This is a genomic window from Frankia sp. RB5 (assembly GCF_059816245.1).
In genome coordinates this window covers 28,573-47,127 of the sequence record NZ_JCBATA010000018.1, presented here as the reverse complement: position 1 = coordinate 47,127, position 18,555 = coordinate 28,573, and the positions used below count along the sequence as shown (strand labels likewise).

Here is an 18,555-nt window from a genome sequence, read left to right as displayed (position 1 = left end):
TCCGCGTGGCGTCCCGGTTGCCCCCGGGTGGGGCCGGTTGCCCTCGGGCGGCCTAAGGAGTGATACTGAGAGTCGTTCTCAATGAAGCCGACGGGCGTGACTGATGACCGACCAGACCGATCTTCGACTGACCCCCCAGCGGATGGCCGTGCTCGAGGTCCTGCGGGCCGCGGACGACCACCCGACGGCCGCGGAGGTGTACGAGCGGGTGCGCCGCGCGTCGCCGGGGATCGGCAGCGCTACGGTGTATCGCACTCTGGCGCTGCTGGTGTCGACCGGTCGGGCCCTGGAACTCACCCTGGGTGACGGCGCGGCGGCGCGGTACGACGCCAACACCCGTCGGCACGACCACGCGGTCTGTGACGGCTGTGGCCGGGCGGTCGACCTCGATCATCCCGTCCCCGACGGGATGATGGCGGAGATCGCGCGCCGCTCGGGTTTCGCCATCACCGGCTACGACCTGCAGTTCCGGGGACTGTGCCCGGACTGTCAGGGCTCGGACCGTCAGACAACCCCCTCCGAAGGAGCGCTCCATGCCGAAGCTTGACGGCACCAAGACCCACGAGAACCTCAAGGAGGCGTTCGCCGGGGAGAGCCAGGCGAACCGGCGTTACCTGTACTTCGCCCGCCGGGCCGACATCGAGGGCCTCACCGACGCGTCCTCGCTGTTCCGCGACACCGCGGAGGGCGAGACCGGCCACGCGTTCGGCCACCTCGACTTCCTCGCCGAGGTCGGCGACCCGGCCACCGGCGAGCCGCTCGGCACCACCACGAAGAACCTGGCCAGCGCCGTGGCCGGCGAGACCTACGAGTTCACCGCCATGTACCCCGGCTTCGCGAAGACCGCCCGCGAGGAGGGCTTCGAGGAGATCGCGGACTGGTTCTCGACCCTCGCCCGGGCGGAGAAGACCCACGCCGGCCGGTTCAAGAAGGCCCTCGACGCGCTCAACGCCGAGGAGACCGCCGACGCCTGAGCGGCGCCTGGTACCTCGGCTCCACGCGGCACGGGGCTCGTGGCGCCGCACCGCGCTGAGCTGAGCTGAACCGCACCGGCGGCCGGCCTCCCGGGCGTTCCCGCGCCCGGGACCGGTCGCCGGCGCCGTTCTCGCACCATTCCCACCGACTTCCCGCCGACTCCTACCGACCACCGACTCCTACCGACCACCGTCCGTCCGGACAGGAGGCCGCATCATGGCGCTCACCGTCGCCGACATCACCACCGACCACCAGGCGTACGCGGCGCGTCGACCCGAGCTGCGCCGGGAGATGCTCCCTGTGCGCGCCGAGCGCCGCGTCCGGGTGGGGGACATCGTCGTCGTCGAGTTCGAGAACGAGCAGACCCTGCGCTACCAGGTGCAGGAGATGGTCTACACCGAGCGGCTGACCGCCTCCGCGGACGTCGCCCACGAGGTCGAGGCGTACTCGCGGCTGCTGCCGGGCAGTCATGTGCTGACGGCGACCGTCTTCGTCGAGCTCGCGGTCCTCGAGACGGTGCGCGAGGAGCTGCGCCGCCTCGCCGGGCTGCAGCACAGCGTGTTCCTCGAGATCGGTGGCCGGCAGGTGGCCGGGCAGGAGATCCCCGGCCTCGACGAGGACCCGGACGTGCCCACCGAGACCGTCTCGGTGCACATGGTGCGCTTCGTCCTCGACGACGAGCTGCGCGACGCGTTCCGCGATCCCGCCGTGCCGGCGGAGCTCGTCGTCGACCATCCCGAGTACAGCGACGGCACGCCGCTGACGGGCGCGACCCGCCGGGCGCTGATCGCCGACCTGGCCCTGCGCGCCTGACGAACATCCGCGAACGGGAAACTTGTTGGGGCTGGGCTGTTCGGCGGCGCCGTGGCCGGGTACCCGGGCCTTACGGCACGACACGTCAGCACGTTCATCCACGTCAAGGGAGTCCCCGTGACCGATGACCAGCTACGTCCCGACAGCGTCCCCGGCCCCGCGGCCCTCGCGGGGGTGCCCGGCGCCCGGGCGTCCGAGCAGGGCAGCGCGGCCCGAGCGGCCCTGCGCCGGCTGGCCGCGGGGGAGGACGAGCGTTCCGCGCTCGGCGACCTGGCGCTCGCCGACGTCCTGCTGCCCGATCTCGGCAACGAGGTCAGCGACCTCGCGGACGAGGACAGCGACGTCCTGCAGCTGCCCGTCGCCGAGCGCCAGGACGGCACGCAGTTCGTCCCGACGTTCACCTCCGAGCACCGCCTCGCCGAGGCCCTGCCCGAGGTGGACCGCTACCGGACCGTCCAGATCGCCACCCTGGGCCGGATCTGGCCGTCCGACGACCTGCTGCTCGCCGTGGACCCCGGCTCCGACGCCGGGATCGCGCTGCCGGCCGAGGGCCTGCGCGCCCTGGCCGCGATGTCCGGCTGAGCCATGTCGAGACGCCCGGGCGGTTGAGACTCGCCTGGGCGATGCCGTCCGGCCGGACGCCGTCGTTCGGCCGGACGATGCCGTTCGGCCGGACGGTGCTGTCCGGCCGGACGGTGCTGTCCAGCTGGCGAGGTCCCGCCGAGCCCGTCCGCGGGGGACTCCCGGTGCCGCGCGTGCCGACCGGCCCGGTGCGCGGGTGCCGGGCGACCCGGCTCAAGGGGAGGACGCGGGACGGGTGAGGCACGCAACATCCGTCGAGATCGACCCGATCGGTGGGCTTTTTTCGCGGGGGTCGACCTCGGGTCCGTGGCCTGCGTTTCTCCTTGTGGTGCAGCGGTTTGCGCGGTCTGTGCCGGGCTCCGCGCGCCGCCGCGGGTCGGTCATCGACGAGTCGTAGTCCTACCGAACGTCGAACCTACGGTGGCGCCTGCGCCGACGCGTGCCAGAATGACCGACGTGGCCTCAGCCCCCGTCCTCGAGAAGGCTCCTCCACCACACCCGACGGCCAACCGTCCCTCGATGGTCTCGGTCGGCACGGTCGTGTGGCTGTCGTCGGAGCTGATGTTCTTCGCGTCCCTGTTCGCGATGTACTTCACGATCCGCTCGGTCAACAGCGGCAACTGGCCGCCGGTCACCGGCGACCCCGCCGGTTCCGAGCACGGGCCCGTGGAGCTGCACGTCGGGTACGCGCTGTTCTTCACCGTGATCCTGGTGCTCTCCAGCGTCACCTGCCAGCTCGGTGTGTTCGCCGCCGAGCGCGGTGACGTGTTCGGGCTGCGCCGCTGGTATCTGATCTCCCTGATCATGGGGCTGATCTTCGTCGGCGGCCAGGCGAACGAGTACTTCGGCGAGAACAAGTTCACGATGGCGTCGCATGCCTACGGGTCGGTGTACTACCTGACCACCGGCTTCCACGGCCTGCACGTCATCGGTGGTCTCGTCGCGTTCGTCATGGTGCTGGGCCGGTCCACGTATGGGCGTTTCACGCCGGAGAAGGCGACATCGGCGATCGTCGTGTCGTACTACTGGCACTTTGTCGACGTCGTCTGGATCGCCCTTTTTGCGACCATCTACCTCCTCCAGTGAGCGACATGACTGAATCCTCGGGCACCTCGCCGGACACCCCGCCGGAACCCACGTCGACCGCGGCCACCGAGCCCGTCGCGGCGGCCGACGACTCGGCGGCACCTGAGCCGGCCGCGACCGCCGCGTCGACCGCGGTAACCCGGCGGCTGGGCCGTCGTCGCGGCGAGCGCGGACCGGGACTGTCCGCGCGCCGCCGCCGCCGTTCCTCGGCGCTCGTGCTGATGTTCGGCCTGCTGGCCACCGGCGTGCTGTGGACGGTCCTCGCGCCCGGCGGCAACGCCGCGCAGCAGACCGACGACAACGCCGCGGTGCGCCAGGGCAGGGCCCTCTACCAGCAGGGCTGCTCCACCTGCCACGGGCTCGGCGCCGGCGGCACCACCACCGGCCCCAGCCTGATCGGCGTCGGCGCCGCCGCCGTCGACTTCCAGGTCTCCACCGGCCGCATGCCGCTGGCGGCGCCGGCCGCGCAGGCCGACCGCAAGCCGACGCTCTACTCCCGGACCCAGATCGACCAGCTCGCGGCGTACATTGACAGCCTCGGTGGTGGACCTGAGGTTCCCAAGGTCACCGATGCGGCGCTGGACGACGCCGACCTGTCGCACGGTGGTGAGCTCTACCGGGCGAACTGCGCGCAGTGCCACCAGGCCGTCGCCCAGGGAGCCCCGCTGACCTACGGCAAGTTCGCCCCCTCGTTGAGCGAGTCCACCCCGACGCAGATCGTCGAGGCCATGCGCACGGGGCCGGAGTCCATGCCGGTCTTCGGTGACCGCCAGATCAACGAGGAGGACGCCGTCGCGGTGGCGGCGTACATCCGGCACCTGAACGACTCGAAGAGCCCGGGTGGCTACAGCCTCGGCAAGTACGGTCCGGTGCCCGAGGGTCTGCTGGGCCTGCTGGTGGGCGTGGGCGGCCTGCTGGCCGTGTGCCTGTGGATCGGAGCGAGGCAGAAGGTATGAGTGACAAGACGGGCCCGGGGACGGCGGGACCGGGCGATCCAGCCGAGTCGGCCGGCAGCGTCTTCGCGCGGTCGAAGCACCCGGTCGACACGGCGGGACGGCCGGTGAAGGGGTCGAACGTCTCGGCCGGCGGGCCGGACGTGCCGGCCGGCACGCACGACGGTCCGGAGGCGCTGGGGACACCGCCGCACCAGACCGACTCCAGCCGCGATCCCGAGACCACGGTGATGCGGCCGGGGGCGCACGGGGGCGGGGTCACCCCGCGGCCGCCGCGGGCGGAGGACGTCGACCACCGGGCCGAGCGCCGCGCCGAGCGGCTGATCGCCTTCTGGTTCATGATCTCGGTCGTCGGCACGGTCGGCTTCGTCATCACGAACTTCGTCGGTGACAAGCACAAGCAGTACTACACGCCGTGCCTGGGCTCGGCCCTCGGCATGGCCGTCGGCGGCCTCGGCATCGGGCTCATCCTGTGGGCCAAGCGGCTGATGCCGCACGAGCATGCGGTCCAGGAGCGGCACGCGTTCACCTCCCCCAAGGAGGAGATCGCGGTCACCGAAGCGGAGATCACCAGCGGCTTCGCCGACACGGGGCTGGCCCGGCATCCGCTGCTGCGCCGCACCCTGCTGGGCGCCGGCACGGTGCTCGGCGGCCTGGTCGTCGTGCCGCTGCTGAACCTGACGAACTCCAAGCCCGGCAAGAAGCTCGACCACACCTCCTGGGTGAAGGGCGCGCGCCTGGTCACCGAGGACGGCCGGTACGTCAAGCTCGGTGACGTGTCCATCGGCGGCATCGAGACGGTCTTCCCGGCCATCCCGGTCACCGCCGCCGACGGCTCGGTGACCTACAAGCCGAAGACCGACCTGCACACCAAGGCGGACAGCACCACGATCCTCATCCGCCTGCCACCGGGGGTGGACCAGCCGCGCAAGGGGCGGGAGAACTGGTCGGTCGACGGCCACGTCGCCTACTCCAAGATCTGCACGCACGCCGGCTGCCCGGTGAGCCTCTACGAGCAGCAGACGCACCACCTGCTCTGCCCCTGCCACCAGTCGGTCTTCGACGTGCGGGACGGGTGCCGGGCGATCTTCGGGCCGGCGAGCCGGTCCCTGCCGCAGCTGGCCATCGCCGCGGACGCGGACGGCTTCCTCCACGCCCGCGACGGTGACTACGACGAGCCCGTCGGTGCAGCCTTCTGGGAGCGCTCATGACAACCGCATCCCCGCCCGAGTTCGTCAAGCGACCGGGTCCGGTCCGCAAGGCCAACCGGGCCATCGACGACCGGTTCGGCACGCAGGCCGGGCTGCGGCGCAACCTGAACAAGGTGTTCCCCGACCACTGGTCGTTCATGATCGGGGAGATCGCGCTCTACAGCTTCGTCGTCCTGCTGCTGACCGGCATCTACCTCACGCTGTTCTTCGACCCGTCGAACACCGAGATCATCTACAACGGCTCCTACGTGCCCCTCAAGGGCGTGGAGATGAGCCGGGCGTACGCCTCGACGCTGGACATCAGCTTCGACACCCGGGCCGGGCTGGTGTTCCGCCAGATCCACCACTGGGCGGCGCTGGTCTTCGTCGGGTCGATCGTCGTCCACCTGCTGCGGGTGTTCTTCACCGGTGCCTACCGCAAGCCACGTGAGGTCAACTGGCTGATCGGTGTCGGCCTGCTGATCCTCGCCATCCTCGAGGGCTTCGCCGGCTACTCGCTGCCCGACGACCTGCTGTCCGGCACCGGTCTGCGGATCGCCGCGTCGATCGCGCAGTCCATCCCGATCATCGGGACGTGGGCGTCGTTCATGCTGTTCAACGGCGAGTTCCCGGGCGAGAACTTCCTGCCCCGGCTCTACGTGATCCACATCCTGCTGGTGCCGGGCGTCCTGCTGGCGCTGATCGGCGCCCACATGGGCATCCTGTGGCACCAGAAGCACACGGACTTCCCCGGGCCGGGCAAGACCGAGGACAACGTCGTCGGCCACCGGGTGTTCCCGGTGTTCGCGGTGAAGTCCGGCGGGTTCTTCATGATGGTCTTCGCCATGCTCGCGCTGCTCGGCGGCCTGGCGCAGATCAACCCGATCTGGATGTTCGGTCCGTACGACCCGTCGAAGGTGTCCTCGGCGTCCCAGCCCGACTGGTACATCGGCTTCCTCGACGGCTCGACCCGACTGATGCCGCCCTGGGAGTTCCGCGGCCTCGGCCACACGGTCCCCGCGGTGTTCTGGCCGACGGCGGTGTTGCCCGGCATCCTGTTCACGCTGCTGGCGATCTACCCGTTCCTGGAAGCCAGGTTCACCGGCGACACCAAGTCGTACAACCTGCTCCAGCGGCCGCGGGAGGCCCCGACCAGGACCGCGCTCGGGGCGATGTCGATCAGCTTCTACCTGGTCCTGTGGATCTCGGGTGGCAACGACGTCATCGCCAAGACGTTCAGCATCTCGCTGAACGCGATGACCTGGGCCGGCCGCATCGGGCTGATCATCGTTCCGCCGATCGCCTACGCGGTGACGAAGAAGCTCTGCCTGCACCTGCAGGAGAAGGACCACGAGGTCGCCCACCACGGCATCGAGACCGGCATCATCCGGCAGCTGCCGAGCGGCGAGTTCGTGGAGGACCACCGGCCGAAGCCCGAGCCGACGCCCGACCACCCGCTCGTCCCGACCGACCGCTACGCGCTGCCGTCGGCGAACGGGCACGGGGACGGCGACGGCAAGGGACTCGCCCGGCGGGCCGGGAAGGCCGTCAGCGGCTTCTTCGTCGAGGAGAAGGAACACTGAGCCGACGGCCCTGAGCCGGATGGCGCGACCAGCGCCGACGGCACGGACGCAGGTCAGTTGACGGCCGCGGGGCCGGTCCACCCGGGAGGGCGGGCCGGCCCCGCGGCCGTTGCCGTGGAGGCAGCCGCGGCAGGGCCCGCCGTGGTCGAGGCCGTCGCGGTCGAGGCCGTCGCGGTCGGGCTCGGGGTCGGGGTCGCTGCCGTGGTCGGGGTCGCTGCCGTGGTCGGGGCGGCATAGCTGCGGGCGGCCCGCGTCGCGCCGGCCGCCGGCCAGCTCCAGGTGCCGTCGAGGCGCACCAGCCGCACCCCCGAACCGGCCAGCCAGCGGCCGATCCGCTCGGTCTCCTCGACCGACGCGCACGGCGCCGGCCCCGGCCCCGGGCGCACCGTCTCGGCGCTGGCGACCGCGGCGTCCACCCACGGCCGCGGGTCGATCCCGCGCGCGACCGTCACCGCCGACGCCAGCCGGCCGTATCGCACGACGACCAGGTCCCAGCCGGCGTCGGCGGTCGGCGCGGCGGCGACGAGCTCCGGCACCCGGGTGAGCGCCGCCAGCCGCTGCCCGCGGGCGGCGGCGCGCACGAAGGCGATCATCCGGTCGCGGGTGACGGCGGCCTCCTCGTAGCGTTCCTCGGCGGCCAGCCGGTCCATCCGCCTGGTCGCCACGGCGACGACCGGCGCGGGATCGCCGGTGATGGCCGCGCGGGCCGCGGCGACGTGGCGGGCGTAGGCGTCGACGTCCTCCCGCCCGTCACACGGGGCCCCGCAGCGGCCCAGGTCCGCGAGGGCGCAGGCGGGGCGGCGCACCCGCGGCGACAACCGGGGGGTGCACTGGCGCAGCGGCACGGCGGCGAGCAGCGCGTCGGCGGCGTCGTCGGCCTCCCGGACGCTGCCGAACGGGCCGAGGTAGGTGCCGTCGTCGCGGGCGGCGCGCACTCGGGACAGCCGGGGGAACGGCTCGTCGGTGAGCCGGACGTACACGGCACGCTCGGGGAAGCGGGAACGGCGGTTGTACGGCGGCTTGTGCTCGGCGATCAGCCGCAGCTCGCGCACCTCGGCCTCCAGCGCGTGCGCGCAGCCGATCGCGTCGACCCGCTCGGCCAGCGCCACCATCTCGGCCATCCGGGTACGTGGCTCACTGGCGGTGAAGTAGGTGCGCACCCGCGAGCGCACCGACCGCGAGGTGCCGACGTACAGGGCACGCCCGTCGGCGCCGCGGAAGACGTAGACGCCGGGGCCGGTGGGCAGCCCGTCGGCGAGATGCCGCTTGCGCCGCTGGGCCGAGGAGACCCGGGAGCTGTATTCGTGCACCTCCTCCAGGGTGCGCACGCCGAGGTTGCCGAGGCGCTCGAACAGGCCGTGCAGCACGTCGACGGTGGCCTGGGCGTCGGCCAGCGCCCGGTGGCAGGGCGCGGTGGTGCTGCGGAACAGCCGGGCCAGCGTGCCGAGCCGGCAGTCCGGGGCCTCGTCGCGGCTGATCACCCGCCGGGCGACGCGCAGGGTGTCGAGATGCTCCCAGGCGGGCTGCGGGTAGCCGCAGCGCTCGACGGCGGCGCGCAGGAAACCGAGGTCGAACGGCGCGTTGTGGGCGACGAGCACGGCGCCGCGGGCGAACTCCAGGAAGGTCGGCACGACCTCGGCCTCGGCGGGGGCGGTGGCCACCATCGCGTCGGTGATCCCGGTGATCACCGAGACCATCGGCGGGATGCCGGCGCTCGGCCGCACCAGCGTGGACATCTCCGCGAGGATCTCTCCGCCGCGCACCCGCACCGCGCCGATCTCGGTGATCTCGCTGGTCGCCGCCGAGGTGCCGGTCGTCTCCAGGTCGACGACGACGAAGGTGACCTCGGCCAGCGGCCGCCCGAGGTCGTCGAGGCTTGCCTGCCGGGGGCGTGCCTGCGGGGAGGCGGGGTCTGGGCGCACCGGGACACCGTAGGACCGGCCGCCGACAGTTTCCGTCACCGGCGCGCGCGACATCGACCGAGATGACCTGGTTGGCGGGCCTCGGCGGTGACCCGATGTCGACCGTTGTCGAGTCGTCGTGTCTGCGGTCCGCGCCATGTTTCGCCACGCCGGAGACACGCGACCGCCACACGACGGGCCAACCCAGCGGAAATGCGAAATCATGCGCGGGTGGCGTGGTTCGAAACGAACGGGATTCGGGTGGGGCGCGTGGCACTGGACTGTGCGAACGTGGAGGTGATGGTGCGTTTCTGGGCCGCCGCACTGGGCTATGAGGTGGTCCGGCGGGACGGCGACGCGGCGGTGCTGCGCCATCCCGCGGGGGCGGGGCCGAAACTGCTGCTGCGGCCTGGGGCCAGCCGCGGAGGCGGGCCGAGCCGGCTGCATCTCGACCTCTACGCGGTGGACGCGGAGCGGGTCATCGGCTGGCTGTCCACCCTGGGGGCGCGCCGGGTCGGTCGGTACGACGACGACGGCGAGCGCGGATATGTGCTCTCGGATCCGGAGGGCAACGAGTTCCGCGTGATGACGGCCGGGCCAGCGGGTTTCGCCCGACCCTATGTGTGACGTGCGGGCGGGTGCGACGTGTGGCGAAGGCGGAGGAGCCGGTCCCGATAGGGTCGTGAGCCATGCCGAGCGTCTACACCCGGATCATCAATGGCGAGCTGCCGGGGCGCATCGTGTACTCCGACGAGGACACGGTCGCGCTCCTCACGATCGCGCCGATCCGCCCAGGTCACACCCTGGTGGTCCCGCGGGTCGAGATCGACCGATGGATCGACCTGCCCGACGATGTCCAGTCGGCGCTGTGGCTCGCCGCGGCGAAGGTCGGGCGAGCCATCGACAAGGCGTTCCAGCCCCGGCGGGTGGCGGTGATCGTCGGCGGTCTGGAGGTGCCGCACACGCACGTCCACCTGGTGCCCATCGACAATGAGAAGCAGATCACCTTCGCGGCCGCCGACCACGATCCCGATCCGGCGGCGCTGGACGAGGCGGCGGAGCGCATCCGCGCGGCCCTGTCCTGACCGCCCCGTGCTGATCCCCGAGTCCGTGCCGGGCCGGTCCGCGCCGGCACGGACTCGGCGCCGGCGCGGACCGCGGTGGCTCAGAGCTGGAACTTGGCTGTGTCGACCGCGAACAGCGGCTCCCAGTTGAGTACCCCGTGGCCGGGCGGCGCGTCGATGACGACGTTGCCGCGGACCTTCTGGCCGGCCTTCACCGTCGAGGCGGACAGCCGCGGCTCGACGTTGTCATAGCTTCCGTCGTACCGGGTCCCGTCCGGCGTCTGGATGTAGAAGTCCGACGGCGAGGCGGACGTGTCCCCGCGGCTCACCTCGACCGTCACGTTCAGCACGTAGTACGCCCCCTGGGTCGGCGGGTCACCGTAGCTGGTGACCGTGCCGGAGGTGGTGCAGACGCTGTTGAGCGTCACCTTCGCCTCGAAGTCGCTGACCGACGAGTTGGCCTCGCCGACCACGGTGCCGGAGCCGCCGATGCCGGCGACACCCGCCCCCGGAGCCCCCGGCGCGGTCACCGGCACGCAGTTCGACGAACGGACCGGGCTGGTCGCGGTGGGGCTCGGCAGGGTCGGCGTGCTGCCGCCGCCGGGCACGCCCAGCGCCGTCGCCGACGGCAGCGGCACCGGCGAGGTGACATCGTCCTTCTTGTCGTCGCCGCCGACGGCCAGCGCGATCACCACGCCGAGCACGATCGCGGCGACCACCGCCAGCGGAATGATGATCATCAGCGGGTTGCGTCGCGGCCGCGGGGGCTGCGGCCCACCCGGCTGCTGCTGCCAGCCGCCGGGCGGCGGGTAGCCACCCTGCTGGTTCTGCTGGTACGGGTCCGGGCCGGTGCCGGGATAGCCGCCGGGCGTCTGGTAGCCCGCGCCGCCCTGGTAGGGGCTGGTGCCGCCGGGCGGGTAGCCGCCCTGCTGCCAACCCCCCTGCTGGCCCTGGGCGCCCCAGCCCTGCTGCTCGGCCCCGGGCTGGCCCCAGCCCTGTTGGTCCGCGCCCGGGGTCTGCTGGCCCCAGCCCTGCTGCGGGTCGGTGCCGGGGACCGGCTGGCCCCAGCCGCCGGCGCCCTGCTGCGGGGGCGGGGGCCACGACTGGTCGGCGCCCGGGCGCGGCCCGGTGCCCCACTGCTGGCCGCCGGGAGCGGGCATCGGCGGCTGCGGTCCGCTGGGCGGCGTACCCCCCGTCCCGGGGGCGGCGCCGGACCAGGCCAGCTGGGTCTTCTCGTCGGACTGGTCGGGCCCGCCGCCGGAGCCGTCGGCGGGCGGCTGGGGCCAGGAGCTGTTGTGCTGGTTCCACGGCTCCTGGCTGCCGCCCCCGCCGGGTGGCTGGTGCGGTGGGTTCTGGTCGGTCACGGTGGTTCCTCTCCGGCGCAGCCAGGGCCGCGTTTGGAAGAAATCGCGCGTAGGGTACGCACCACGCGAGGCTACATAAGCCGACTATCACATGAGACAATGCCCGCCCCGACACGGGTCGGACGGGCGGTGATCCCACACCTGTGGCACGCGCGACCCCTCCTGAGCGGGGCCGTTAGGCTGTACCGTCATCGTTTCTTCCCGTCGGCTCCGGAGTCCCACGTGCCTTGCTGCCTGGCCGATCGGACGGGCCGCGGGCGGCGCGGCCCGTCGTCTCGTCGCCGTCATTCGGATGCTGACGGACATTTCCGGCGCGGATCCCGTCGGACCGACGCGCGGGCGGAGCGGGAGGTGCCGGGGTTCAGGGCGCGGGATCGTGTCCACTTTGCCCCGTCCGGGATAGAACGTGTCGAGACAGTCGGATCCCTGACGAATGTCCGCCGGGGGCGGCGCTGATGAGTGAGCCGCTGCCCGCCGAGGTACGCCGGGCCGTCATCGAGCTCGCCGCGCGGACGCTGGCCGACCTGCCCGAGGCCGAGGTCCCGCCGTCGCTGGTCGCGGTGCGCCGGTTCAAGGAGTCCCGGCGGACCAGGCTGGGGGCCGTGCCGCTGGCCGCCGCGGTCGACGGCGACGTGTTCCGCGGCCGGGTCGCCGAGTGGATCCGCCGGCACCATCCCGAGCTCGCCGAGGCCGTCGAGGCGACGGACGGGCCACCGCCGGCCGCGCCGCCGGAGCGCGTCGCCGCGATCGCCTACCTGCTGCGGGCGCCCGACTGGCCGCAGCTGGTGCGGGCCGCGGCCGACCAGGCATCCCAGGACGAGATCCGGGACCGGGCCGACGAGGCCGAGCGGACCATCCGCCGGCTCTCCGACCAGCTCGAGGCGGGCCAGCGCGCCGCCGCGGCCGAGGCCGAGCAGTTGCGGGAACGGGCCACCGCGGCCCGCACCGACGCCGAGGAGGCCCGGCGCCGGCTGCGCGCGTCCGGTGAGAAGGTGCGCCGGGCGCAGGACGAGGCGCGGGACGCGGTGGTCGCCGCCGAGACGGCCCGCGACGCGGCGCTGGCGGCCGAACGTGACGCCGAGGCGGAGGTGCGCCGGCTGCGGGGGCGGGTCTCCGAGCTGGAGAACGCGCTGGCCGTGGCCCGCCGGGAGACCCGCGACACCCGCAGCGTCGACGACGCCCGGATGCGGGTGCTGCTCGACACCCTGATCGCCTCCGCGCACGGGGTGCGCCGCGAGCTCGACCTGCCCACGATGGTCAGCCGCCCGGCCGATCTGCTCGCCCGCGGCGGCGACGGCCCGAGCAGCGCCCCGCACGCGTTCGTCGGCGCCCGCGGCCGGCCCGACGACGACCCCACCCTCATCGACGAGGTGCTCGCCGTGCCCGGCGTGCATCTGATCGTCGACGGGTACAACGTGACCAAGCGTGGCTATGGCCAGCTCACCCTGCAGGCGCAGCGCGAGCGCCTGCTGTCCGGGCTCGGCGCGCTGGCCGGCCGCAATCCGGACAGCGAGATCACGGCGGTGTTCGACGCGACCGCCGTGGTCGCGCGCCCGGTGGGCGTGACGATGCCGCGTGGCGTGCGGGTGCTGTTCAGCCGGCCCGGCCGGCTGGCCGACGACGAGATCGTCCGGCTGGTGCGGCTGGAGCCCGAGGGCCGGCCGGTCTTCGTCGTCACCTCCGACCGTGAGGTGGCGGACAACAGCACGGCCGCCGGAGCCCGGGCCGTGCCGTCCTCCGCCCTGCTGGCCCGCCTCACCCGCTGAGCCGCATCCCCTCCACCCACTGAGCCGCCTCACCCACTGAGCCGCCTCACCCGCCGAGCGGCTTCACCCGCCGAGCCGCCTCGTCCGACGGCCCGCGCGCACGCTCCCGCCGGGAATTGTCAGACCCGGGTCCTACCGTCGGTGACGTCGGGATATCGGGAAGGTGAGTGCGATGTTGATCGACTGCGACTCCTGTGTCGCGCGCGGCGCTCGGTGCGCCGGCTGCGTCGTCACTGTCATGTTCGCCGGCGCGGATCGCCCGGGCGCCGCCGCGAGCCCTGGGTGGGACGCGGAGGAGTTCCGCGCCCTCGGGGTGCTGGCCGCCGCGGGCCTGCTGCCGCCGCCGGGAGAGATGGCCGGTTCGGTGCTGGAGCGCACCGCCCGGCTGCTCCCGCCACCGGGTCGCGCTGGCTGAACGCGCCGCCCGGCGGGTGGCCGCGGGGGCCGGTGCGGCACGATGGGGCCATGCGGGTCCTGGCCGTGACGAACGACTTTCCCCCGCGCCCCGGCGGGATCCAGGCCTACGTGCACAACTTCGTCTCCCGGCTGCCGGCGGGCGAGGTCGTGGTCTACGCGCCGGCCTGGTCCGGGGCGCCCGAGTTCGACGCCGCGCAGCCGTTCCCGGTGGTGCGCCACCGCACGTCGCTGATGCTGCCGACCCGGGACGTGCTGCGCCGTGCCCGGGAGATCGCCCGTGCCGAGGGCTGCGACACCGTCTGGTTCGGTGCCGCCGCCCCGCTCGGCCTGCTGGGCGACCGGCTGCGCCGCGAGACGGCGGTGCGCCGGGTGCTGGCGAGCACGCACGGCCACGAGGTCGGCTGGGCGGCGCTGCCGGCGGCGCGCCAGCTGCTGCGGCGCATCGGCGGGGCGGCGGATGTCGTCACCTATCTCACCGACTACACCCGGCTGCGGATCGGCCCTGCCCTCGGCACCCATCCGACGCTCGCCCGGTTGCCCAGCGGGGTCGACGCGGCGCTGTACCGCCCGGGCGTCGGGCGCGAGGAAATCCGCCGCCGGTACGGGCTGGGCGGGCGCCCGGTGGTGGTGTGCGTGAGCCGGCTCGTGCCCCGCAAGGGCCAGGACGTGCTGGTCCGCGCCCTGCCGGCGCTGCGTCGCCGGGTACCGGGCGCGGCCCTGCTGATCGTCGGCGGCGGCCCGTACCGCAAGGACCTGGAGCGGCTCGCCCGCGAGGTCGACGTGGCGGACCACGTGACGTTCACCGGCTCGGTGCCGTGGGAGGAGCTGCCCGCCCACTACGCGGCCGGGGACGTGTTCGCCATGCCATGCCGGTCCCGGCTCGGCGGGCTGGAGGTCGAGGGCCTGGGCATCGTCTACCTGGAGGCGTCGGCGACGGGCCTGCCGGTGGTCGCCGGGCGCAGCGGCGGCGCGCCCGACGCGGTGCTCGACGGGCGCACCGGCCTCGTCGTGGACGGCAGCGGCGTCGACGAGGTCGCGGCCGCCGTCGGCGACCTGCTTGCCGACCCGGACCTGGCCGCGTCGATGGGCGCAGCCGGCCGCGCCTGGGTGGAGCTGCGCTGGCGCTGGGACGTCCTGGCCGCCCAGCTGCGCACCCTGCTGGTCGGCACGGGCACCGGCACGGGCACCGGCATCGACACCGGCACCGGCACCGACACCGCGAACGGCGCCGACAGCTAGGCCGTGCCTCGGGTCGCGATCTTTGTGTCGGCCTGTCGCGCCAGCGGTTCGAGGCCGTTCGCGGCCGGCGGTCCGTGACAGCGTTCTGACACCGTCACGGCGTTCTCTGCCAGAAACCTAGGGACAAACCGGACACGACACACCAGGAAACTGGCATCACGCCGCCTTCCCCGGCGGCTACTTCCCCTCCACGGGAAGTCCCCCGCCTCCTCGGCGTTCCGGTCGCCACCCACACCGAGGTTGATCATGAACGGGTGGTGTCGGGGCGCCGTAGACGGGAGGCGGGCGGACGCGTCCACACGAGGACGGCCCGAGAGATCACAACTTGACACGCGGCCTAGCGGTAGAGGCCCTCGACGGCGTCGGTGAAGCGCTCGAGCACGAGGGAGCGGCGGACCTTCAGGCTGGGGGTGAGCTCGCCGGACTCCACGGTGAAGTCGTGCGCCAGGATCACGAACTTCTTGATCCCCTCCGCCCGCGAGACGGTCGCGTTCGCCGCGTCGACCGCCTGCTGTACCTCGGCGCGCAGCCGCGGGTCCTCGGTGAGGCCGGAGATGGCCGCGTCGGCGGGCAGCCCGGCGCCGGTGCGCCAGCGCTCGAACGCCTCCGGGTCGATGGTGACCAGCGCCGCGATGAACGGCCGCCCGTCGCCGACCAGCATGGCCTGGCTGACCAGCGGATGGGACTGGATGACGTGCTCCAACGGGGCCGGGGCGACGTTCTTGCCGCCCGCGGTGACGAGCAGTTCCTTCTTGCGGCCGGTGATGCGCAGGTGGCCGGTGTCGTCCAGCGCGCCGACGTCGCCGGTGCGCAGGAAGCCCTCGGCGTCGAACGCCTCCTTGGTGGCGGTCTCGTTGTTGTGGTAGGCGCGGAACAGCAGCTGCCCGCGGATGAGGATCTCGCCGTCGTCGGCGATCCGGATCGTGACGCCCGGAAGTGGCTGCCCGACGGTGCCCATCCGCACGGCGTGCGGCCGGTTCGCCGCCGCGGGGGCGGTCGTCTCGGTCAGGCCGTAGCCCTCCAGCACGGTGAAGCCGATGCCGCGGAAGAAGTGGCCCAGCCGCGCCCCGAGCGGCGCCCCGCCGCTGATCGCGAACTCGGCCCGCCCGCCGAGCGCGGCCCGCAGTTTGCGGTACACCAGCAGGTCGAGCACCTGGTGGCGCAGCCGCAGCGCGAGGCCCGGGCCGGTGCCGTCGAGGGACTCGCTGTAGGCGACGGCGGTGTTCTCGGCGGCGTCGAAGATCCGGCCGCGGCCCTCGCTGTGCGCCTTGTGCCGCGCCCCGGCGTACACCTTCTCGAACACGCGGGGCACGGCCAGCAGGAAGGTGGGGCTGGTCAGCGCCAGGTCGGGCAACAGGGTGCGCGAGTCGGGCGTGTAGGCCAGGTCGTAGCCGCCCTGCACCACGCCGACCTGGAGCATCCGGGCGAACACGTGCGCCAGCGGCAGGAACAGCAGCGTGGACGAGTCCGGCCGGAACACCTCGGGCAGCATCGCGATGCTGCTCTCGGCGGTGTAGAGCAGCGCCAGGTGGGTGATCTCGCAGCCCTTGGGCTGCGCGGTCGTCCCGGACGTGTAGATGATCGTGGCGAGGCTGGCGGCGTCGACGCCCGCGCGGGCCGCGGTGAGGCGCTCCTCGTCGACCTCGGCGCCGCGCGTCGCCAGGTCCGCGAACGCGCCGTCCTCGAGGACGAGCACCTCGCGCAGGGCCGGGGCGGCCGCGCGCACCTGGGCGACCCGCGCGGCGAGCTCGGCGTCCTCCACGACCAGCAGCTCGACCGCGGCGTCGCGCAGGATCCACTCGATCTGCGCCGGGCTGGACGTCTCGTAGATCGGCACGACGACCGCACCGGCGGCCCAGGTCGCGTAGTCCAGGACGGTCCACTCGTACCGGCTGCGGCTGAGGATGCCGACCCGCCCGCCGGGGGTCAGCCCGGCCGCGACGAGCCCGCGCGCGGTGGCCACCACGGCGTCGCGGAACTCGGCGGTCGTGAGGCCCGCGAACCGCTCGCCCACCTTGTACCGCAGCAGTACCTTGCCGGGACGCTCGCGCGCGTTGCGGAAGACGGCGTCGGTCAGTGTGGCGTCGTCGGCGATCGTGACCATCGGGACGGAGGTGAACTCGCGCACTGCTACTCCAACCAGCTCGCGGGCGGACGGGAACGCTCCGTGGAGGCACACGACCGTTCTGGGCACCAGACGTTAGCGGTCCGAGCGGATGTTGGCGACCGCGCCGGACCGCGCCGTGCCCGGAGCGTCCCTGAAGGCACCTAAGCTCAGGGGTATGCGGGTCCACGTGGTGAGCGACGTGCACGGCCGCGCGGATGCGATCCCGGCGGCCGCCGAGGGCGCCGACGTCTTCATCTGCCTCGGTGACCTCATCCTGTTCATCGACTACCACGACCACGGCCGCGGGATCATGGGCGACCTGTTCGGCGCCGAGGCCGTCGGGCGGATGGTGGAGCTGCGCACGGCGCAGCGTTTCGACGAGGCGCGGGACTGGTCGCGCTCGCTGTGGGCGCGCCTGGGCGGCGACCGCGACCGGATCGTGGAGGCCGCGATCCGCCGGCAGTACGAGCAGCTGTTCGCCGCCTTCCCCACGCCGACCTACCTCACCTTCGGCAACGTCGACCTGCCGCATCTGTATCCCGACTACCTGCGTGAGGGCATCACCCTGCTGGACGGCCAGACCACGACGATCGGCGGCTGGCGGTTCGGCTTCGTCGGCGGCGGTCTGCGCAGTCCGATGCGTACCCCGTACGAGATCGACGACGAGGACTTCGCCGCCAAGGTGGCCGCGGTCGGCGAGGTCGACGTGCTGTGCTGCCATATTCCGCCGCACCTGCCGGAGCTGGTCTACGACGTCGAGGCCCGCCGCTTCGAGCGGGGCAGCACGGCGATCCTCGCGGCCATTCACGAGACCCGGCCGCGCTACGTGCTCTTCGGCCACGTGCACCAGCCGCTGACCGCGAGCCTCGACATCGACGGCACCCGGTGCGTGAACGTCGGCCATTTCAACGCCCGCGGGACGCCGTTCGTCCTCGAGTGGTAGCCGGTGGCGATCGGATCCGGCCGCTCGACGGGAAGTGGCCCGGGTTCCGGTAGCCTCAGGCGATCGGTCGGGGAATGATCCGGGCTCTCTGAGCTTCAGACGTACGTGACGAATGTGGAGGTGCCTGTCTCCATGGCGGACCATGCCCGATCGACGATCGTCATCAATGCCCGGCCGGCCGCGGTGATGGGCGCGATCGCCGACATCCCCGCCTACCCGACCTGGGTCGGCCAGATCGAGGAGGCCGAGATCCTCGAGGTCGGCCCGGACGGGCGGCCCAGGCGGGCCCGTTTCCGGGTCAACGCCGTCGTCATCAAGGACGAGTTCGTCAACGAGTACACCTGGACGGACGACGCGCAGGTCACCTGGTCGATGGTCCAGGGCCAGGCGATGTCGTCGCAGGACGGCAGCTACACGCTGCGCGACCTGGGTGACGGCAGCACCGAGGTCACCTACGACCTCACCGCCGAGACCAAGATCAAGATTCCGGGGCTGCTGCGGCGCAAGGTGCAGAGCGGCATCGTCGACGCGGCTCTGAAGGATCTCAAGAAGCACGTCGAGAGCTGAGCCCA

At 72.9% G+C, this 18,555-nt stretch carries 18 protein-coding genes; 15 read left to right on the top strand and 3 right to left on the bottom strand.

Annotation, left to right across the window (positions count from 1 at the left end; translation table 11 throughout):
* Positions 1-103: 103 nt before the first annotated feature.
* From AC6EXY_RS11810 to qcrB, 8 genes are all read left to right on the top strand, one after another.
* The gene (locus tag AC6EXY_RS11810; RefSeq protein ID WP_101835000.1) at positions 104-547 is read left to right on the top strand and encodes a Fur family transcriptional regulator; all 444 of its coding nucleotides are present in this window, start codon (positions 104-106) and stop codon (positions 545-547) included.
* Entirely contained in the window at positions 534-974 is a 441-nt protein-coding gene (locus AC6EXY_RS11805) for a rubrerythrin family protein (RefSeq protein ID WP_101835002.1), read from the top strand. The genes AC6EXY_RS11810 and AC6EXY_RS11805 overlap by 14 nt, the downstream gene beginning before the upstream one ends.
* Before the next feature lie 217 nt (positions 975-1,191).
* A complete protein-coding gene (locus AC6EXY_RS11800) occupies positions 1,192-1,788 on the top strand; it encodes a DUF3501 family protein (RefSeq protein ID WP_101835004.1) in 597 nt (198 codons plus the stop codon).
* Between the two features lie 117 nt (positions 1,789-1,905).
* Positions 1,906-2,370: an SseB family protein gene (locus AC6EXY_RS11795; protein ID WP_101835006.1), complete on the top strand. Its 465-nt coding sequence runs from the start codon at positions 1,906-1,908 to the stop codon at positions 2,368-2,370.
* A 447-nt stretch (positions 2,371-2,817) separates the two neighbouring features.
* Positions 2,818-3,456 (top strand): aa3-type cytochrome oxidase subunit III, encoded by a 639-nt coding sequence (gene ctaE, locus AC6EXY_RS11790; protein WP_101835010.1) that lies wholly within the window; start codon positions 2,818-2,820, stop codon positions 3,454-3,456.
* 5 nt (positions 3,457-3,461) lie between these two features.
* Positions 3,462-4,412 (top strand): cytochrome bc1 complex diheme cytochrome c subunit, encoded by a 951-nt coding sequence (qcrC, locus tag AC6EXY_RS11785; RefSeq protein ID WP_101835029.1) that lies wholly within the window; start codon positions 3,462-3,464, stop codon positions 4,410-4,412.
* On the top strand, positions 4,409-5,620 hold the full coding sequence (qcrA, locus tag AC6EXY_RS11780; protein WP_499817635.1) for a cytochrome bc1 complex Rieske iron-sulfur subunit: 1,212 nt from the start codon (positions 4,409-4,411) through the stop codon (positions 5,618-5,620). Before qcrC ends, qcrA begins: the two co-directional genes overlap by 4 nt.
* Positions 5,617-7,182, top strand: coding sequence for a cytochrome bc1 complex cytochrome b subunit (qcrB, locus tag AC6EXY_RS11775; protein ID WP_101835014.1), 1,566 nt, complete (start codon positions 5,617-5,619; stop codon positions 7,180-7,182). Before qcrA ends, qcrB begins: the two co-directional genes overlap by 4 nt.
* 53 nt (positions 7,183-7,235) lie before the next feature.
* Here the strand turns inward: qcrB and AC6EXY_RS11770 are convergent, their stop codons facing one another.
* Positions 7,236-9,104, bottom strand: a complete 1,869-nt coding sequence (locus tag AC6EXY_RS11770; protein ID WP_499817634.1) for a DEDD exonuclease domain-containing protein — start codon at positions 9,102-9,104, stop codon at positions 7,236-7,238.
* A gap of 192 nt (positions 9,105-9,296) precedes the next feature.
* On the opposite strand from AC6EXY_RS11770, the gene AC6EXY_RS11765 reads away from it, so the two are divergent.
* Together AC6EXY_RS11765 and AC6EXY_RS11760 are read left to right on the top strand one after the other, a co-directional pair.
* Positions 9,297-9,710 (top strand): VOC family protein, encoded by a 414-nt coding sequence (locus AC6EXY_RS11765; protein ID WP_101835018.1) that lies wholly within the window; start codon positions 9,297-9,299, stop codon positions 9,708-9,710.
* A gap of 62 nt (positions 9,711-9,772) precedes the next feature.
* Positions 9,773-10,168, top strand: a complete 396-nt coding sequence (locus tag AC6EXY_RS11760) for an HIT family protein (RefSeq protein ID WP_101835020.1) — start codon at positions 9,773-9,775, stop codon at positions 10,166-10,168.
* An 80-nt stretch (positions 10,169-10,248) separates the two neighbouring features.
* Here the strand turns inward: AC6EXY_RS11760 and AC6EXY_RS11755 are convergent, their stop codons facing one another.
* On the bottom strand, positions 10,249-11,511 hold the full coding sequence (locus AC6EXY_RS11755; RefSeq protein WP_499817633.1) for a DUF4352 domain-containing protein: 1,263 nt from the start codon (positions 11,509-11,511) through the stop codon (positions 10,249-10,251).
* Between the two features lie 455 nt (positions 11,512-11,966).
* Here AC6EXY_RS11755 and AC6EXY_RS11750 point away from each other — a divergent pair, with 455 nt between their 5' ends.
* From AC6EXY_RS11750 to AC6EXY_RS11740, 3 genes are all read left to right on the top strand, one after another.
* Positions 11,967-13,277 carry an NYN domain-containing protein gene (locus AC6EXY_RS11750; protein WP_101835023.1) on the top strand — a complete coding sequence of 437 codons (1,311 nt, stop codon included), beginning with the start codon at positions 11,967-11,969 and terminating at the stop codon, positions 13,275-13,277.
* 172 nt (positions 13,278-13,449) lie between these two features.
* Entirely contained in the window at positions 13,450-13,692 is a 243-nt protein-coding gene (locus AC6EXY_RS11745; RefSeq protein ID WP_499817632.1) for a hypothetical protein, read from the top strand.
* A 50-nt stretch (positions 13,693-13,742) separates the two neighbouring features.
* Complete coding sequence (locus AC6EXY_RS11740) at positions 13,743-14,933, top strand: glycosyltransferase family 4 protein (protein ID WP_499817631.1); 1,191 nt, start codon at positions 13,743-13,745, stop codon at positions 14,931-14,933.
* 337 nt (positions 14,934-15,270) lie between these two features.
* On the opposite strand, the gene AC6EXY_RS11735 is transcribed toward AC6EXY_RS11740, so the two are convergent.
* Positions 15,271-17,061, bottom strand: a complete 1,791-nt coding sequence (locus tag AC6EXY_RS11735) for an AMP-dependent synthetase/ligase (RefSeq protein WP_499817630.1) — start codon at positions 17,059-17,061, stop codon at positions 15,271-15,273.
* 154 nt (positions 17,062-17,215) lie between these two features.
* Between AC6EXY_RS11735 and AC6EXY_RS11730 the strand changes: the two genes are divergently transcribed.
* Positions 17,216-17,983 carry a metallophosphoesterase family protein gene (locus AC6EXY_RS11730; RefSeq protein ID WP_101830733.1) on the top strand — a complete coding sequence of 256 codons (768 nt, stop codon included), beginning with the start codon at positions 17,216-17,218 and terminating at the stop codon, positions 17,981-17,983.
* A 132-nt stretch (positions 17,984-18,115) separates the two neighbouring features.
* A complete protein-coding gene (locus AC6EXY_RS11725) occupies positions 18,116-18,550 on the top strand; it encodes an SRPBCC family protein (RefSeq protein WP_101830732.1) in 435 nt (144 codons plus the stop codon).
* Positions 18,551-18,555: the final 5 nt, after the last annotated feature.

Bases quoted from the DNA above. Each gene is read 5' to 3' on its own strand.
- AC6EXY_RS11810 (WP_101835000.1), top strand. From the start codon at position 104: ATGACCGACCAGACCGATCTTCGACTGACCCCCCAGCGGATGGCCGTG.
- AC6EXY_RS11805 (WP_101835002.1), top strand. From the start codon at position 534: ATGCCGAAGCTTGACGGCACCAAGACCCACGAGAACCTCAAGGAGGCG.
- AC6EXY_RS11800 (WP_101835004.1), top strand. From the start codon at position 1,192: ATGGCGCTCACCGTCGCCGACATCACCACCGACCACCAGGCGTACGCG.
- ctaE (WP_101835010.1), top strand. From the start codon at position 2,818: ATGACCGACGTGGCCTCAGCCCCCGTCCTCGAGAAGGCTCCTCCACCA.
- qcrC (WP_101835029.1), top strand. From the start codon at position 3,462: ATGACTGAATCCTCGGGCACCTCGCCGGACACCCCGCCGGAACCCACG.
- qcrA (WP_499817635.1), top strand. From the start codon at position 4,409: ATGAGTGACAAGACGGGCCCGGGGACGGCGGGACCGGGCGATCCAGCC.
- qcrB (WP_101835014.1), top strand. From the start codon at position 5,617: ATGACAACCGCATCCCCGCCCGAGTTCGTCAAGCGACCGGGTCCGGTC.
- AC6EXY_RS11765 (WP_101835018.1), top strand. From the start codon at position 9,297: ATGCGAAATCATGCGCGGGTGGCGTGGTTCGAAACGAACGGGATTCGG.
- AC6EXY_RS11760 (WP_101835020.1), top strand. From the start codon at position 9,773: ATGCCGAGCGTCTACACCCGGATCATCAATGGCGAGCTGCCGGGGCGC.
- AC6EXY_RS11750 (WP_101835023.1), top strand. From the start codon at position 11,967: ATGAGTGAGCCGCTGCCCGCCGAGGTACGCCGGGCCGTCATCGAGCTC.
- AC6EXY_RS11745 (WP_499817632.1), top strand. From the start codon at position 13,450: ATGTTGATCGACTGCGACTCCTGTGTCGCGCGCGGCGCTCGGTGCGCC.
- AC6EXY_RS11740 (WP_499817631.1), top strand. From the start codon at position 13,743: ATGCGGGTCCTGGCCGTGACGAACGACTTTCCCCCGCGCCCCGGCGGG.
- AC6EXY_RS11730 (WP_101830733.1), top strand. From the start codon at position 17,216: ATGCGGGTCCACGTGGTGAGCGACGTGCACGGCCGCGCGGATGCGATC.
- AC6EXY_RS11725 (WP_101830732.1), top strand. From the start codon at position 18,116: ATGGCGGACCATGCCCGATCGACGATCGTCATCAATGCCCGGCCGGCC.